This window comes from Sarcina ventriculi, from assembly GCF_900456775.1.
GTDB classification, from domain to species: Bacteria; Bacillota; Clostridia; order Clostridiales; family Clostridiaceae; genus Sarcina; species Sarcina ventriculi.
Window position 1 is genome coordinate 751596 of the sequence record NZ_UAUL01000001.1, and the last position, 18268, is coordinate 769863.

Here is an 18268-nt window from a genome sequence, read left to right on the forward strand (position 1 = left end):
GACCGGGTCTTTAAAAGTCCCTCTGGTATTAAAATTGCCCATATTTATTTAAATAACAATACAATTGCTATTTTTTTAAATTTTCTCACATTTAAATCACTACAATAATAATTTTACTTAAAATATAAGTTATTTTCAACCTTTTTATGTAGAATAGCATAAAAAAACATCGAGTATTTTTATGTATACCTTACCATCAATCTATAATTTTTTAATATACTAGTGAAAAAATAATTTCATCTTAAAAACATATTTTAATCTTACATAAATATTTAAAATTTTTTATTAATATAAAAAGCTATATATTTTCCTTTTTACAGGAAAATATATGCTATAAATTTCATTGCATCTTTTTATATTAATAAACTTTAAATATAAATAAGCATTTCATTGTTTATTATTTACACTTTACAAATATTTAAACATACTTTTATATAATAAATTAATTTTTTATTCTTCTAAAACTTTTATATTTTCTTCTCCAAATTTTTCTCTCAAAACACTTAAAACATCATTATTTAAATCTACCCAAACATCCCTATTGGTTAAAAATTTTCTTTTTTCTCTATCTGCGTATAAGTATATTGGCGTTTTCCCAGTATAATCTTTTACTATAAATTTTAATAATTTATTTATTTCTTTTGCCTTTTGAATATCTTGAACTCTAATATAAACCTTAGAGCTATCTATTTTTTCTAAAATATTTATACTTTCACAAATAATTTTAACATCTTCATCTGGTTTTAATGAAACTCTTCCCTTAACCAATACCATTTCGTCTTCATTAACTAAAGCTGTATATTTTTCTAAAGTTTTTGGAAATACTATTACCTCTATCGTACCTGATAGATCTTCCACTTTCATAAATGCCATTAAAGTATTGTTCCTTGTGACTTTTCTAGATGCAAAAGACACAATTCCACCAATTATTACTCTATCTCCATCCTTTATATTTTCCCCACTATCCAAATTTGAATCAATGGAGTTTTCTTCTTTTAACTTTTTTTCTTCATCTAATATTTTTCTTATCGTTATAGATGTCTGCATTTTTAAAGTTTTTTCATATTCATCTAAAGGATGACCACTTATGTAAAGCCCTGTCATTTCTTTTTCCATAGCTAATAAGTGATTTTTATCAAACTCATTTATATCTGGATAAGAAACTTTAAGTTGTAAAAAATTACTCTCTACATCATCTCCAAATAATGATATTTGACCATCAATATTTTTCTTTTTTTCATTTGCTGCACTATCAGCTATCTTTTCATAAACAGCTAAAAGTCTAGATCTATAAATTTTAAAACAATCAAAAGCTCCCGATTTTATTAAACTTTCTATACCCCTTTTATTTATTGCACCTACATCTAACTTATTACAAAAATCTGTTAATGATTTAAACTCTCCTTTATTTTTCCTTGCTTTAACTATACTATCTACAACATTTACTCCAACATTTTTTATTGCAGCTAATCCAAACCTTATAGTATCGCCTTTAACTGTAAACTTTGAATAACTTTCGTTTATATCTGGTGGTAATATTTGAATTCCTAAATTCTCAGCACTTCGTATATATTCAGATACTTTTTCACTATTATTCATAAATGAGTTAAGCATTGCTGCTAAATACTCTGTTGGATAATATCTCATTAAATATGCTGTTTGAAATCCTATTACTGCATAGGCTGCCGCGTGTGATTTATTAAACGCATAACTAGCAAAATCTATCATATTATCGAATATTTTATTCGCAACTTTTTCACTTATTCCATTTCTCACACAACCTGGAACCTCTATTTCACCTTTTTCATTTTGAATTCCATAAATAAAATTCTTTCTTTCTTCTTCCATTACCTTGTGTTTCTTCTTTGACATAGCTCTTCTAACTAAATCACTTCTACCCATGGAATATCCAGCTAATTTTCTAACTATTTCCATAACTTGTTCCTGATATACCATTACTCCATAAGTAACATTTAATATTTCTTCCATTTCTGGAGTTTCATATTTTACACTATCTATATTTCTTTTACCCTTTATATATCTTGGAATTTCAGCCATCGGTCCTGGTCTATAAAGAGAGATTCCCGCAATTATATCTTCAAAACAATCGGGCTGAAGTTCTTTCATAAAAGAAATCATACCAGCTGATTCTAATTGAAATACTCCAGCTGTTTGCCCTTTACTTATCATCTCATAAATTTCCTTATCATTAAAATCCAAATTATTTAAATCTATATCTACTCCCCTATTTTCTTTTATCATCTTAACAGCATCACTCATAACTGTTAATGTCCTAAGACCTAAAAAATCCATTTTTAAAAGTCCAAGTTCTTCTAAAGTAGTCATATCAAATTGAGTTACAATTGATTCATCATTCCTTTGAAGTGGTACATACTCAACTAAAGGTCTAGATGCTATAACAACGCCTGCTGCATGAGTTGCAGAATGTCTTGGAAGTCCTTCTAATCTTCTGCTTATATCAACAAGTTCCTTAACTCTATTATCTGAATTATAAATATCTTTAAACTCTGGATTTGACTCTAAAGCTTTATCTATTGTCATACCAAGAGCCGTCGGAATCATTTTTGCAACTCTATCTACTTCTGCATAAGAATAATCCATAGCCCTTCCAACATCTCTTATGCACATCTTAGCTGCCATTGTCCCAAAAGTTATTATTTGGGATACATTATCTTTTCCATACTTCTTAACTACATAATCTATAACTTCTTGCCTACGTTCATAACAAAAATCTGAATCCACATCAGGCATACTTACTCTCTCTGGGTTTAAGAACATTTGTATTATCCACAGACTCTTTATTCTGTGCTCTGGAGGTTTCCCTCATTTTCATTAAATGGTTTATTCCATTCCAGTTTGGACTATATCATCTTACTGAATTTAATATATCATTCAATAAGTTGGGCACTCTTGGAAAGATTTATTGATTAGCTACTCATCTTTCTAGTCTCTGAACCTTTCTAGTACTTTACGCTATTCCTAGACTTGGCTGCTGATTAACATATTTTTTTAAACTTAGTCTTCCAGCAATTCACCCAATTTAACGAGCGCATCTTAGCTCACGCTCAAACAACAACCCATATTTCATAGGATCTATTTTAGTTATATCTAATGTATATGATACTATTGACCCAGCTGCACTCCCACGACCTGCACCTGTTGGTATTCCATTATCTACTGCATATTTTATGAAGTCCCAAACAATTAAAAAATAATCAACATACCCCATTTGTTTTATAATTTCTGTTTCATAAAGAAGCCTATCAACTAATACTTTTGCATCTTCGTTTGTCTTTGAAAATTCTACTACATCCTTATAATTAAAATTACCCTTAATTTCTTTAAAAACATCATATCTTTCTACTAAACCTTTAAAACAATTTTTTAAAAGATATTCATAAGGATCATCTTCTCCTTCTGGAAGTTGATATTTAGGTAATTTGGATACATGAAACTCATAATCATAATTGCATTCATTAGCTATCTTTATAGTATTTTCTAAGGCTTCGGGAATATAATCAAACATATCCCACATTTCATCAGGTGATTTTAAATAAAACTGGTCAGATGGATATCTTCGTCTATTTTCATCATTAACTGTTTTTCCAGTTTGAATGCACATAAGTATATCATGAGCCTTTGAGTCTTCCTGATAAATATAGTGAACATCATTAGTAGCTATAAGCGGAATGTCTAATTCCTTCGCTAGCTTAATATTTTCTTCATTAACTTTTCTTTGTTGCCTCATCCCATGATTTTGAAGTTCTAAATAAAATCCATCTTTAAAAATTTCTTTATAAAACAAAGCTGCTTCTGTGGCTTTATTTATATTATTTTCTAAAATAGCTTTTTGAACTTCTCCTCCAAGACATGCACTTAATGCTATTAAACCTTCAGAATGAGCCTTTAAAAACTCTCTGTCCACCCTTGGCTTATAATAAAATCCATCTATAGAAGCTACAGAAACTATCTTCATTAAATTTTCATAACCTTTTTGATTTTTTACTAATAAGACTAAATGATATGTTTTATTATCACTATCAACAGATTTTATTTTCATAGATTTAGGAACCACATATACTTCACATCCTAAAATCGGCTTTATTCCTTGTTCTTTTGCTTCCTTATAAAAGTCTGCACATCCATACATAACTCCATGATCAGTTATTGCTATGCTTTCCATACCAAGTTCTTTTGCCCTTGAAATTATCTGCTTTATTTTACCTGATCCATCAAGCAAACTATACCCTGTATGTAGGTGCAAATGACAAAATTTTTTATCAGACATATTTTTCACTTCCTTTCTAAAATACATCTTAATTTCATTAATATTTTAACACTTTATGAGTCTTAACAACACATCTTAAATACTACACTAAAATACATTAATCTTATAGTCTTTATTATTTATAAATCTTTAGAAAAAAATAAGATTCTAAACCAAAATTTAGAATCTTTTAGTATGTTAAAAGTTATTTTCTCTTAACTCTTCAGCTATTTTCTCTATTTTTCTAAGCCTATGATTCACACCAGACTTTCCCACCTTAGGTTCTAACATTTCCCCTAGCTCCTTTAATGATTCATCAGGAAACTTTAATCTAAGTTCTGCAATTTCTCTAAGATTTTTAGGAAGTCTTGCAAGACCTATCTCTCTTTCTATAAGCTTTATACTTTCAACTTGCCTTACAGCAGCATTTACAGTCTTACTAAGGTTAGCAGTTTCACAATTAACTAATCTATTCACATTATTTCTCATTTCTTTGATTATTCTTATATTTTCAATCTCTAAAAGAGCAGTATGTGCACCTATTATATTTAAAAGATCAACTATCTGTTCTCCTTCTTTAATATAAATTATATAACTATTTTTTCTTTGAATTACCTTTGAATTAAGACCAAAACTATTTATAATCTTACATAAATCCTCAGAATATTCTTGAGAGTGAGTTACAAACTCTAGATGATAATTTTTTTCTGGATTACTTATACTTCCTCCACCTATAAAAGCTCCTCTAATATAGGATTTTTTCTTAGTCTCAGTATCTACTAAACTGTCATCAATAGTATAATCTAAAGACATTATTCCATCTACTTCTCTTAAAATTCCTGTTGTCTTTAATAGTTCCTTTACTCCCATATCTTCAGTAATTACAACCATATATATATTATTCTTTTTTAAAGAATTACTTTTTTTCACCATAAGCTTTGAGTGAATTGAAAAGTAATCTTTTAAAAGTGTAAACATAAGTCTTGCCGCCGCCGGATTTTCTGTTGTTATTTTAAAGCTTATTTGTCTACCACTAAAAGCTAAAGTTCCACTTACCTTCATTATAGCTGATATTTGAGCAAGAGCCTCCTCTTTTGACATATCTATATATCTACAAATCTCTCCTTTGACTTTTGCTGAAAACGACATAATACTATCCTTTCTAGTTATCTCGAGTTTTTATTTTTTTGCACAAATATATATACTCTAAAATTTTATTTCTATCATAGAGCATTTTCCTTTCCATAACCGTTTCTATTATTATTTTAGCTAACTTTTGCGCATTATGCCTAACATAAGTTTTTTGTGTTTCCGTTAAATCATCTTTTACTACATCTACACCTAACTTTTCTAGTTCTTCTATATCCAGATTAACTATATCAGACCCTTCTGCATAATATTTATCCCTTAAATCAGGATGAATACTCTCCTCATTAGCTATCACACAATCAATAATATCCCTACCACAATGGTCAAAAATCACTTTAATGTGATCTGAAACTGAAAACTTTTGAGTTTCTCCAGGCTGAGTCATAATATTACATATATATAACTTAAGAGCCTTGCTCTTTTTTATGCTTCTAGTAATATCTTTTACCAATAGATTAGGCAAAATACTCGTATATAAACTTCCTGGTCCAAGCACAATCGCATCTGCATCTTCAATAGCTAAAATAGCATCATCTAAAGCTTTCGCATCTTCTGGAAATATTTTAAGTTTTTTTATTCTACTATCCTGTTCAATAACCTCTTCACCAATTATCGATTCCCCTCTGACTTTATTTCCATTCTCAAGTTCCGCTTCTAAAACCATATCTTCTAATGTAACTGGTAAAACTTTTCCTTTCACAGCAAGAACTGAACTCATCTTTTGAACAGCATCCTCAAAATTATCTGAGATTCCATCCATAGCAGCTAAGAACAAATTACCAAAATTTTGATTTTTAAGTCTTCCATCTTTAAACCTGTACTGTAAAAGTTCTTCCATTAAAGGTTCTGTTCTTGCCAAAGCTAATATACAATTCCTTATATCTCCAGGTGGTAGAATTCCAAGGTCTTCTCTTAAAACTCCAGAGCCACCACCATCATCACCTACCGTAACTATTGCAGTTATATTTGAAGTATAATTTTTAAGCCCTCTAAGCATAGTTGATAATCCAGTTCCCCCACCAATTACAACTATCTTAGGTCCCTTTAATAAAATAACATCATCATCTATAAGTTCCTCTAAATCCTCATCTATATTTATATCAATGTATCCTCTTTTAGCTAGGACAACAATGCATTTTATAACCTCTTCAACAGATTTATATATAAAAATAGATGATAATACAATAAAAACTATAATCAAAACTATATCAGTACTATTTTCATGTAATCTACTTAAAACAGTTTTTGTTATTAATATTATTAAAACTAAAATTGATATTACTGATGCTATAATATATCCTTTTACTCTTTTTCCTAATTTGAAAGACTTTAGAGGAATCATAATTTTTTAGCTCCTCTATTTATATCCTCATTTATATCTCTATGCTCTATTCCAACAATATAATCTGATGCTTTTAATTCTTCATAAATTTCATTTGCTATAGCAACTGACCTATGTCTTCCACCAGTACATCCAATTGATACAATTAATTGTCTTTTCCCTTCTTTTATATAATTAGGTATTAAGAAATATAGCATGTCCTTAAGTTTAATTACAAACTCCTGAGCTTCTTTTTGTTCAAAAACATAATTTTTAACCTGTTCATCTAATCCTGAGTAAGGCTTTAACTCCGGTATATAAAAAGGGTTAGGTATAAATCTTACATCGAAAACTAAATCTGAATCAGTTGGTATTCCGTACTTAAATCCAAACGATAATATAGTTAATGTTAAACTCCTATCACGCCCTTTTCCATCTCCATATAATAAATTTATCTTTTCTCTTAAATCTCTAATTGCATATTTAGATGTATCTATTATATTATCGGCTCTATCTTTTATTTCCCTAAGCCTCATCCTTTCCTCATTTATACCAGTTAAAACTCTTCCATCTGGTGAAAGTGGGTGGCTTCTTCTACTTTCCTTAAATCTTTTAACTAACATTTCATCTGAAGCATCTAAAAATAATATTTCATATTTAAAATTTTCTTTTTTTAAATACTCTAAGCTTTCAAATAAATCGTCAAAAAATATCCCACCTCTAATATCTATAACTAAAGCTACCTTATTTATCTTCCCTTGACTTTGAGTACATGCCTCTGCAAACTTTGATATTAATTTAGGTGGCAAATTATCAACGCAAAAATATCCCAAATCTTCCAAACTTCTTGTAGCTTCGGTTTTTCCTGCTCCTGAAAGTCCTGTTACTATTACAAACCTCATAGAAATCCTCCTCAAAACTTTTATATTAAAAATTATATCATAAACTGACCAATACTACTCATAAGCACTAGAGTAATTATTGATAAAAAGATGTCTACTATGATATTTTAGTATAACACTAAAACCAAAGGATTTCTTTATAAAAAAATAAAAAATATTTGCTTTAATATGTATAAAATATTGAATTTTTGCAAATAATTAAAATACATTATACAATAAGTTCCCCCAAAAATACTATTGTATATTAAAGAGTGGTCCCCCCACTCTTTCCTTTTGTAAACACCTTATACAATATTCATTTAAATAAAATATTATTTAAATACTAAAAAGACCTAAAGAAATATACTTTAGGTCTTTTATTTTTTGATTAATCTCTGCCGATTATTCTTACTTCTGTTTTAAGATCCACATCAAACTTTTCTTTAACTACTTTTTGTACATGCGCTATAACATCCAAAATATCTTTAGCAGTGGCTTGTCCATGATTTATAACAAAGCCTGAATGCTTATTGGATACTGATGCACCACCAATTGAAAATCCTTTAAGACCAGCGTCTTCAATTAATTTAGCTGCGAAATGTCCCTCAGGTCTTTTAAATGTACTACCTGCTGAAGGATATTCAAGAGGTTGCCTTTCTTCTCTTCGTCTTGTTAAATCATTAATCCTAAACTCTATCTTATCATGTACTCCCTTTTGTAAAGTTAGAGTAACACTTATCACAGCATAGTGTTCTTTCATTATTAACGAACTTCTATAACCAAGAGCCAATTTTTCTCTATTTAAAGTAACAAGATTACCTAATGTATCTATGGCTTCTACTTCCTTAATAACTTCAGCAATTTCTCCATTATAAGCTCCAGCGTTCATGCAAGCAGCTCCGCCAATACTTCCAGGTATTCCACACGAAAACTCAATACCAACTAAATCTTCAGCAAGTGCAGCTTTGCATACATCTTTTAACAAAGCTCCGCTATATGCTGTTAATTCATTTCCATTCACAGTTATTTTATTTAATTTGCAAAATTTAATAACTACCCCTTCAACTCCACCATCTTTAACTAAAAGATTAGAACCGTTGCCTAATAAGAAATATGGTACATTGTGTTCTCTACATAAGTTAATAGTTTTTATTACCTGCTCTTTAGTATTAGGTGTAACTAAAATATCAGCAGGGCCTCCAACCTTAAAATAGATGTGTTCACTCATAGGAGCATCTATAAGTACATCTTCCTCATTATAAAACTCATAAAGTAACTTACTAAAATTGATGTATTTATTCATTATAAACTCCAAACTCCTCAAAATTAATATTATTCCTACCAAATATTTTATAAAATAAATATCCTACTATTTAATCATAAAATAATAAAAATGATAAATTATTCATTATTATATAAAGCCTACAATTACCTATATATCTAGCACTTAAATCTTGCATCTAAAGGATAAAAATACTAATAATTTTTATAGATAAAAGTTTCCTATTATTTAATATACTATAAAATATCCATCTATGGTATATTTTTTTCTTCCTTATTAACAATATTTTTACTTGAAGAATTAGAAAAATAATCTAATATACTTTGTGCAGCAGCCTTATCTATGCTAGGAGTATCCAACAATTCACTCATAGAAGCCTTTTTTATATTCTCTATATTTCCAAACTTTACAAGTAAATTTCTTCTCCTTTTTTCTCCGATTCTAGGAATATCATTTAATAATGAATATAAAGACTTATTATCTCTTAAACTTCTATGATAAGTTATAGCAAACCTGTGAACCTCATCTTGAATTCTAGTTATAAGCCTCATAATACTAGAATTTTTACTTATAATTATCTCTTTATTATTATATATAATTCCACGAGTATTGTGCTTATTATCTTTTACAAGACCACAAACTGGTATATTTATATTAAGTTTTTTTAGTATATCTAAGGCTATATTTACTTGCCCTTTTCCTCCATCCATCATTATTAAATCTGGAAAAATACTAAACTTCCCATTTGAATATTCAACTTGCCCCTTTTGAATCATTTTTATTTCTTCTAATCCATGGACAAATCTTCTTTGTAATATTTCTTCCATACTTTTATAATCATTTGGACCATCAATTGTTTTTATTTTAAATCTTCTATAATCAGAATTTTTAGCCTTTCCATTTTCAAAGACTACCATACTTCCTACCGAATCCACTCCTTGTATATTAGAGATATCATACGCTTCTATTCTCTCTGGTATACTATCTAACTCTAATTTTTCTACTATGCTTTCTAATGCTTCTATATTTTCCTTTTTATCTTTAATCATTTTATCCTTAAATTGTGTTAAAGTTATCTTAGCATTATTCCATACCATATCTAACATCTCTTTTTTAATTCCTTTTTTAGGTATTTTTATATTTACCTTTTTACCTTTTTTTTGTGTTAAATATGCTTCTAAAAGCTGTAAATCATTAATTTTAGATACATATACTTCTTTTGGTATTTTGGCTGTTCCACCATAGAATCTTGTTATAAATTCCGATATTACGTCTTCCTTTGGTGAATCATCAGTATTTTCTATCATGAAGTGTTCACGCCCTGTAACCTTTCCATTCCTTACAAAAAACACTTGAACACAGCTATCTTTTTCATCTGAATAAACATCTATAAAATCTTCTTCTCCATAATTTAAAATAAACATTTTTTGTTTACTTACAATACTTTCTATTGCTAGTATCTTATCTCTTAGCTTTGCCGCATTTTCAAAATCTAAATCATCTGAAAATTTAACCATATCTTTTTTTAATGAACTTAAAATCGATAAATTTTTTCCACTTAATATTCCTATTATGTCATCAATTATTTGTTTATAATCATTTTTTGTTATGTAAGCACTACAAGGTGCCTTGCATAAATTTAAGTGATAATTTAAGCAAGGTTTTGTAGTTTCTCCACCCTCTTTTATAACTTTTTTGCAAGTTCTTAAGAGGAAGTTTTTCTTTATAAGATCCATAACTTCATGCACCGAAGCACTACTTGTATATGGGCCAAAATATTTATTTCCATCTTTAACGAAATTTCTAGTCATATAAACTCTCGGGAAATCTTCATTAGTAGTTATTTTTATAAATGGATAAAATTTATCATCTTTTAAAGCAATATTATACTTAGGATTATATTTCTTTATTAAATTACCCTCTAAAATTAAAGCTTCCATTTCTGAATCTGTAACTATATATTCAAATTCAGAAATATTTTTAACCATAGCTTTAACCTTAACTGAATGATTTTTAGAGTTTTGAAAATACTGTCTTACTCTATTTTTAAGAATTTTAGCCTTTCCAACATATATTACCTCACCTAATGAATTTTTCATTATATAAACTCCAGGTTTATCTGGTAATATTTTAAGCTGATGTTCAAAATCAAACATAGCTATCATCCTCCTATTATTGTCCTGAATATGCTTTAATCACAGATGCTGCTATTTTAGCTGACGCTCCATCAACATTTCCAGCTCCTTCTACAACTACTGCTACTGCTAAATCTCCAGCATAACCCATCCACCATGAGTTTGGCTCTCCACTGCCTGTTTGTGCTGTTCCAGTTTTAGCTCCTACATTATTTATACCATTAAAATATGACCAAGTTCCACTTTGAACTCTTTGTGAAACAACATACGCCATAGCATTTTTAATAACAGAATCATCACTTGCAGATAAAACTTGTCTATACTGTTGTACTTTAGTTTCATCTACAACATTGCCTTCACTATCAACAATTTTGCTTACCAAATAAGGTCTCATCATAATACCATCATTAGCAACTGTTGCTGCAACTAATGCCATTTGTGTTGGAGTTGCTTGTACTGACCCTTGACCTATACCACTTTGTGCTATATTCCCAAGTTCATATGATGAAAGTGTTGGGAAGCTACTTTGTTTTAAAGAAAATCCAACTGTTGGAATATCCTCATTAAATCCAAAACTTTCTGCTGTTGCCTTAAGTTTTGCATTTCCAAGTTCTTCTGCTATAATTCCACCAAAAACAACATTACTTGATACAGAAAGAGCTTTATTTATACCAATTTTACCATATGCTACTCCGTTTTCGTTTGGAAGAGTATAATCTCCAATTGTTACTTTACCAGTGTCATCAAATGTTCTATATGCCAAACCTGATATATTCTCAAGACCAGATGCAAGTGTTATTACTTTAAATGTTGAGCCTGGAGCATAAAGCCATTGAGTTGCTCTATCACTTAAAAATGGAGTAACTCCAGATTGTGTAGCTTTTGCCATAGCACCTGATAAATCATTAGGATCAAAAGATGGATAAGATACACTTGCAAGTATTGCTCCTGTTTTAGCATTTATAGCAACTACAGCTCCTGCAGTATAATGACTTAAGCCTTCATAAGCTACCTTTTGTAAATTAGTATCTAAAGTTGTATAAACACTATTACCTACCTTTGGAGTACTTCTTTCTTTAAAACTTTTAACTATATTAAAATATCTAAGAATTCCTTTCCCACTTTGATAAGTAGTCAATTGATTATTATAAGTTTTTTCTAATCCAGTTTTTCCATAAGCGCTACTACAATATCCAACTACGTTAGAATAAATATCTCCATAAGGATAACTGATAGTTTGACCTAATGTACTTGTTTTTTTGCTTATAGTTAATGCATTACCTTGACTATCATATATAGTACCTCTTAAAATCGTATTCTGACTAGCTGCACCTCTTGTATTACTATCCATAGCAGCTATCTTAGGTCCACATACCACAGTAAAATAAACTATATAAGATATAAGAGCGAGCAATATAACTAGATAAACTATCATAATTTTTCGTGTACTTTTTTCTGTATCATTTTTCAAATGTCATTTCCCCCTTTAAGTCCTATAGTTATCCCCAAATAGAAACTAATTTTTGTTTTAATTTTATTAAGCACATTTAGAAAAATTATAGAGCCTAATGATATTATTAAAGACCTATTTTAAATATTTGTAAATATGTTATGATAATTTTTCTTAAATTGTTTAAATTTTGATATGTTTTTGCATAAATATAGTAAATATATTTATGTTTTTTTATTGTTTATTTTGTTAAATGTATTATATAATTACTCTTCATCTTAGCTATTTCAGGCCCATAAACCAATGCAAAATATATTATATATATTATAAGGGCTGTAAGCATTGTTAAGTATATGGTCATTATTAGTCTTACGTCTCTCTTATTTCTCCTAGTTATTACATTAACTGATCTTCTTCTTTTTCTTATGTTTCTTTTCAAATACAAACTCCTCTCTTAATAGAATATTTAATATAATTAAACATTCTATTACTATGTTATCATATCTTCTTATTATATATGCTTCAATTACATTATAAAAATTTTAACTTTTTATTAAATATTCTATAATAAATCAATTAAATTTCAATTAATAATTTATATATATTTTCATAAACCTTTATTTTATATTTAAGTAACTTAATTTTCTCATTTATATGTTTTATTTAATCTTATTTTTATTAACTTTAAATTAAAGAAAATAAAAGAAGTAATAAGAGTATAAATTAACTCCTATCACTTCTTTTATTTTAAGCATATTATTAAATACTATAACTCTATCTTCTAATTAAAAACTAAATCCTATTTAAAAGATTATTACAATAGTTTATCTAACATACTACATTTAGATTTTATGATGTTGGTATAACATTATCATTTGCTGAAGATGTGTTCATAGTATTAGCTGTCTTTGAACCATTAGTTGGGTCTGATGTAACAGTTAATTTACCACTTACCATATCTCCTGAACCTTCATTGGTTGTATTATCAACATCATCTGGTATAATACCTAATTGTTTTAGGTATGTATTCATTACAGCTCCAGCTATATGACCTGCTATCGCATCTTCTGGACTAGTATCTTGAACAACAACTGCAACAGCTATTGTATCTCCAGAATATCCAGCAAACCATGAGTCAACAGAATCACCGTTCGCACCTGTTTGTGCTGCTCCAGTTTTAGCTCCTGCATCTGGAATATGATCAAACTCTGGCCATTCATTCCAATCCCCTATATATGGAGGACCATCACTTGGATCAACCCTTTGTTTAACAACAAAGTCCATAGCTTCTTGATCTCTCTTTGCAATATCTTGAGACATAACTGTTCTATAAGCTTCCACAGAAGTTTGTTCCACAGTTTTACCATCACTTGCAACAACCTTATCAACTAAATAAGGTCTCATCATAACACCATTATTAGCTATTGTTCCCGCTATCAATGCCATTTCTGTTGGAGTTGCAAGGTCTTGAGCTTGTCCCATACCACTCATTGCTATATCAGCTTCTTGGTTTTCTGAATATGTAGGGAATTGACTTTGTGCTAAACTAAATCCAACTGTCGGAATATTTTGGTTGAATCCAAAAGCTTCAGCAGTCGCTTTAAGTTTTGCATTTCCTAATTCTACTGCTATTATTCCACCAAATACAACATTACTTGATACTGATAATGCTCCATTTAATGTAAGAGTTCCCCAATTTGTTGAACCTTCATCAGTTAATTTATAATCTCCTAGTTGTATATACCCTGGATCATTAAATGTTTGGTTTCCAAGCCCCGGAATATTTTCAAGTCCAGATGTCATAGTTACCATTTTAAAAGTTGAACCTGGAGCAAGTAATCCCTGTGTTGCTCTATCAAAGAATAAACCATCGCCTGTTTGTTCATCTTTCTTCATAGATGTATTTAAGTTATTAGGGTCAAAATCAGGATAAGATACACTTGCAAGCACTGCTCCTGTCTTAGGGTCAATAGCTACAACCGCTCCTGCCTTATATTGACTTAACTCTTTATATGCAACTTCTTGAAGTTGGGCATCTATAGTTGTATAAACATTATCTCCATATTCTTTTTTAGCTCTATCTTTAAATAATTTAAATATATTAAAATCATCCCATATGCTAGTATCACTAGTATATGTTGAAAGCTCTTTGTTATATGTAGATTCAAGTCCTGATGTACCATATACTGAGCTTACATACCCTACTACTGCTGATGTAGCTCTACCAAAAGGATAATAAATACTTTGTTCTGCTCCATTAACATTAGTTTGTGCTAAAACTTGCCCAAAAGTATCATAAATATTACCTCTTACTACTTTATGTTCAGTGGCAAGCTTAGCTGTATTATTTGTCTTATTATATATTGTAGGGTCTTTTATAACACCAAAATAAGCTATATATGATATAAGCCCTATTAAAAGAATAAAGAAAATTATCATTATTCTTTTAATATTACTTGATGATTTTTCTTGTGAATTAAGTGTCTTTTTTTCGTTTTTTCCATTATCTTTTTTCTTTTGTTTAGTATCTGCTTTATTTAAATCATTTGGATTTTTATTTTCTTTATCATTCACTATCTATTGCCCTCCTCTGAAACTTTTTGAAGTATTCCTAGAGCAAATAATATTGTTAGCATAGATGTTCCACCATAGCTTACCATTGGAAGAGTTATTCCTGTTAATGGTATTACAGCAAATACACCACCTACTATAATTAAAACTTGTGCAACTATCATTGTACTAAATCCTATTGCTGCTAATTGAGAGAACTTATCTTTAGCATAAAGTGCACTTCTTATTCCTCTATAAAATAATAAGAAATATAAAATCATTAATCCTACAGCAAATATCATACCAAATTGTTCAGCTATTATAGTATATATAAAATCTGTAGATGCCTCTGGTACTAAAGACGGATATCCATTTCCAAGACCTGTTCCAAACAATCCTCCAGTAGACATTGTATAAAATCCTTGAACTATTTGATAACCAGAACTCGCTGCATATTTCCATACATTAGGTCCGACTACCTCAAATCTTTGTCTAACATATCCTAAACTAAAATAACCGATTGTTCCACCAAATACAAGTCCCACTAAACATATTAATACATATTTCCCATTTGAAGTTGCTAAATATAATATTGTTAATGAAACTATAAAGAACATAAGTGCCATACCTAAGTCATGTTGTAAAAACATTAAAATTATAGAGTACCCTACAACTAAAATCGGCTTCATTAATCCTTTTACATCATCTATAAATTTGTCTTTTTTCTTATATGTTACAAGAACAGAGGATAGGTATAAAATTAAGAACAATTTACCAAACTCGGCAGGTTGAAAACTGAAGCCTCCAATATATACCCAGTTTTTAGCACCATTTATCTCTTTACCTATAATAAGAGACATAACCATAAATATTAATGTTCCTATTAAATATATTCTTTTATATTTAGCAAATGTTTTTAAATCAGGTAAAGCTAAAGTTATAATAAGATACATAACTAGTCCTACACAAAACCATGTTAACTGCTTTTGAGCTAAACTTGAATTAATTACATAAAGTATCCCAGTACTTACTGTAATAAAAACATCTATAAACATAAGTATGTATTTATCCCCATTAGGTTTAAATTTTCTCAAGATAATATAAGGCACTATTATTGCTACTATAAGAATTCCACCCATAGCTAGTGCAGTTGTAGATACCGGATCTGCTATTAAAGCCAAATTTATAAATATACCAGCACATAAAATGCATATGAGCAACATTATCTTTACTTCATATTTAACAGTATTCATTTTATCACCTCTATTATCCTATAACCTTAAAGGCTGTACTTCCAAATCTTATGATATCATTGACATTTAATCTAATATTACCTTCAATTTTATTTTCATTTACATAAGTTCCATTAGTACTTTGTAAATCCTCTAAATAATATTCTCTATTCTTTAAGTATATTTTTGCATGATATGAGGAGACAAATCTGTCATTAAGAACTACAGTATTATTTTCTTTTCTACCTAAAGTAATTGCAGTAGCCATAGGAATAACTGAACCAACTTTTAATTTAGCCTCATCCATAGAAGTTAAAACTTCTAGTCCCCTTATATTTGAACCACTTGCTTTTTTAGTACTATCATTGGTCTTTTGAGTAGTATTTTTTTGAATAGTATTCGTAGTTTTTCTTTTACCCCCCTTGATATCTTTATACATGATTCTTAATGCATAAAGAATTATAGAGTATAAAACTATTATGAAAATTACTCCAAAAAATAAACCAGCTAATTGATCAAAATCCATCATTTCACCTCTACATTAGTTTTATAGTTTATTTTAGTCTGTCGCTCCATTATGCACGTATACACCATGCACATAGTAATCATTATACAATAAAATAAATTATTTTCATATCAAATTCATATTAAAATTTACCTGTTTTCATATTTAAACAATTAAATTATAGTAATAATTTATATTCATTTAATAAATTGCTTAAAATATTTTTGCAGTTTGTATAAATGCCATTTATTATAATAATAAATATATTTATTATTATAAAATAAAAGAATTATTATTAAAATATTCCAAATTATTTATATTGTATAATGTTTGTAAATACATTACCTCCCAACTTAAATTAAAAATATTAATAAAGCTATTACCATTTAACATTAATTTTATTTTATATAATGTAGATTAAATTTATATTAATCCATCATATAAAAACTATTATAAATATAAAAAACAATTATAATTAATGTTATAAAGGTCAATCATGAAAATTATACCTCTAATTCTTTACGAAATAATGTCATAATGCATAAGATTTCATTTATATTTTGCAATTATCATTTCATTTTATCTTTTAAAGTTTCTTATTAAACTAATTTATTAAAATTCAAAATAATTTAAATTACTAAAATAAAAGTATCATAAATACGTTATGATATTTATGATACTTAAAGAAATTTAAAATTGTATTATTTATTCATATTTTCTTCTTTTTTATCCTTATTCTTTTTAAATAAAGACCAACCTTTTTTCTTTTGTTTATTTCCATCTTGAGCTTTTTTATCTTCTTTCTTTTCTTCTTTTTTATCTTCCTTTTTATTTTCTTTTTTATCTTCTTTTTTATTGTTTTCTACATTTGGCTTTTTATCTTGATTTACTTTATTTGAATCTTTATTTTCTTCTAGTGGCTTTTTACTTTGTTCCTTATTTTCTGTTGAATTTTTATTTTCATTTATTTTATCAGAATTCTTATTTTCTATTGATTTTTTATCTTCTTTTGTTGAATCTGAACTCTTATTTTCTATTGGTTTTTCGTCTTTCTTATTCTTATCTAAATCTTTATTTTCTGTTTGATTTTTATCCTCTTTTAATCCTTTATCATTTGTCGCTTTATTATTTTCATTAGATTTATTAGGTTCTTTATTTTCTATTGGTTTTTTATTTTCATTAGATTTATTTTCTATTGGCTTATTTTTTTCATTTGATTCTTTACCATCAGTAGACTTTTTACTTGGATTTTCTATTTTTGTTTCTGGTTTATTATTTTGTGTATTTCCGCCCTTTTGTTCCTCACCATTTTCAATTTCTAAAGTTTCTCTTGTTTGTATATTAGGTGTAGCATTTACCGTATAATTAGTTGCAAAAACGGGAGCATTTAATGCAATTGTCATAAGAGCTGTTAGTGACAGTATTTTTCCCTTTTTCATGCATTTTCGTCATAAAAATATATCTTTATGACGTTT

11 protein-coding genes and 2 pseudogenes are annotated in these 18268 nt (G+C 28.4%); all 13 read right to left on the reverse strand.

Annotated features, from left to right (window positions below; all coding sequences use genetic code 11):
• Nucleotides 1-450 precede the first annotated feature (450 nt).
• Nucleotides 451-2796: pseudogene (gene dnaE / locus DR020_RS03290) on the reverse strand (DNA polymerase III subunit alpha); the annotation flags it as partial.
• A gap of 286 nt (nucleotides 2797-3082) precedes the next feature.
• Nucleotides 3083-4309, reverse strand: a pseudogene (gene dnaE / locus DR020_RS03295) (DNA polymerase III subunit alpha); the annotation flags it as partial.
• Nucleotides 4310-4486: 177 nt separating this feature from the next.
• The gene (gene whiA / locus DR020_RS03300; RefSeq protein ID WP_112365254.1) at nucleotides 4487-5437 is read right to left on the reverse strand and encodes a DNA-binding protein WhiA; all 951 of its coding nucleotides are present in this window, start codon (nucleotides 5435-5437) and stop codon (nucleotides 4487-4489) included.
• A gap of 13 nt (nucleotides 5438-5450) precedes the next feature.
• Complete coding sequence (locus tag DR020_RS03305) at nucleotides 5451-6779, reverse strand: gluconeogenesis factor YvcK family protein (RefSeq protein WP_112365255.1); 1329 nt, start codon at nucleotides 6777-6779, stop codon at nucleotides 5451-5453.
• Complete coding sequence (rapZ, locus tag DR020_RS03310; RefSeq protein ID WP_055259872.1) at nucleotides 6776-7660, reverse strand: RNase adapter RapZ; 885 nt, start codon at nucleotides 7658-7660, stop codon at nucleotides 6776-6778. Before rapZ ends, DR020_RS03305 begins: the two co-directional genes overlap by 4 nt.
• A 367-nt stretch (nucleotides 7661-8027) precedes the next feature.
• On the reverse strand, nucleotides 8028-8942 hold the full coding sequence (gene murB, locus DR020_RS03315; protein ID WP_055259874.1) for a UDP-N-acetylmuramate dehydrogenase: 915 nt from the start codon (nucleotides 8940-8942) through the stop codon (nucleotides 8028-8030).
• 230 nt (nucleotides 8943-9172) lie between these two features.
• Nucleotides 9173-11077, reverse strand: coding sequence for an excinuclease ABC subunit UvrC (gene uvrC / locus DR020_RS03320; protein WP_112365256.1), 1905 nt, complete (start codon nucleotides 11075-11077; stop codon nucleotides 9173-9175).
• A 16-nt stretch (nucleotides 11078-11093) separates the two neighbouring features.
• Nucleotides 11094-12527 (reverse strand): peptidoglycan D,D-transpeptidase FtsI family protein, encoded by a 1434-nt coding sequence (locus DR020_RS03325; RefSeq protein WP_235865652.1) that lies wholly within the window; start codon nucleotides 12525-12527, stop codon nucleotides 11094-11096.
• Between the two features lie 220 nt (nucleotides 12528-12747).
• Nucleotides 12748-12945 carry a hypothetical protein gene (locus tag DR020_RS03330; RefSeq protein WP_055259880.1) on the reverse strand — a complete coding sequence of 66 codons (198 nt, stop codon included), beginning with the start codon at nucleotides 12943-12945 and terminating at the stop codon, nucleotides 12748-12750.
• Nucleotides 12946-13355: 410 nt separating this feature from the next.
• Nucleotides 13356-15080 carry a penicillin-binding transpeptidase domain-containing protein gene (locus DR020_RS03335; RefSeq protein ID WP_055259882.1) on the reverse strand — a complete coding sequence of 575 codons (1725 nt, stop codon included), beginning with the start codon at nucleotides 15078-15080 and terminating at the stop codon, nucleotides 13356-13358.
• Nucleotides 15080-16309: an FtsW/RodA/SpoVE family cell cycle protein gene (locus DR020_RS03340; RefSeq protein ID WP_058992270.1), complete on the reverse strand. Its 1230-nt coding sequence runs from the start codon at nucleotides 16307-16309 to the stop codon at nucleotides 15080-15082. Before DR020_RS03340 ends, DR020_RS03335 begins: the two co-directional genes overlap by 1 nt.
• 13 nt (nucleotides 16310-16322) lie before the next feature.
• On the reverse strand, nucleotides 16323-16814 hold the full coding sequence (locus tag DR020_RS03345) for an FHA domain-containing protein (protein WP_112365257.1): 492 nt from the start codon (nucleotides 16812-16814) through the stop codon (nucleotides 16323-16325).
• A 680-nt stretch (nucleotides 16815-17494) separates the two neighbouring features.
• Nucleotides 17495-18232, reverse strand: coding sequence for a hypothetical protein (locus DR020_RS03350; RefSeq protein ID WP_055259888.1), 738 nt, complete (start codon nucleotides 18230-18232; stop codon nucleotides 17495-17497).
• Nucleotides 18233-18268: the final 36 nt, after the last annotated feature.

Bases quoted from the DNA above. Each gene is read 5' to 3' on its own strand.
- whiA (WP_112365254.1), bottom strand. From the start codon at position 5,437: ATGTCGTTTTCAGCAAAAGTCAAAGGAGAGATTTGTAGATATATAGAT.
- murB (WP_055259874.1), bottom strand. From the start codon at position 8,942: ATGAATAAATACATCAATTTTAGTAAGTTACTTTATGAGTTTTATAAT.
- DR020_RS03305 (WP_112365255.1), bottom strand. From the start codon at position 6,779: ATGATTCCTCTAAAGTCTTTCAAATTAGGAAAAAGAGTAAAAGGATAT.
- uvrC (WP_112365256.1), bottom strand. From the start codon at position 11,077: ATGTTTGATTTTGAACATCAGCTTAAAATATTACCAGATAAACCTGGA.
- DR020_RS03345 (WP_112365257.1), bottom strand. From the start codon at position 16,814: ATGGATTTTGATCAATTAGCTGGTTTATTTTTTGGAGTAATTTTCATA.
- DR020_RS03340 (WP_058992270.1), bottom strand. From the start codon at position 16,309: ATGAATACTGTTAAATATGAAGTAAAGATAATGTTGCTCATATGCATT.
- rapZ (WP_055259872.1), bottom strand. From the start codon at position 7,660: ATGAGGTTTGTAATAGTAACAGGACTTTCAGGAGCAGGAAAAACCGAA.
- DR020_RS03350 (WP_055259888.1), bottom strand. From the start codon at position 18,232: ATGAAAAAGGGAAAAATACTGTCACTAACAGCTCTTATGACAATTGCA.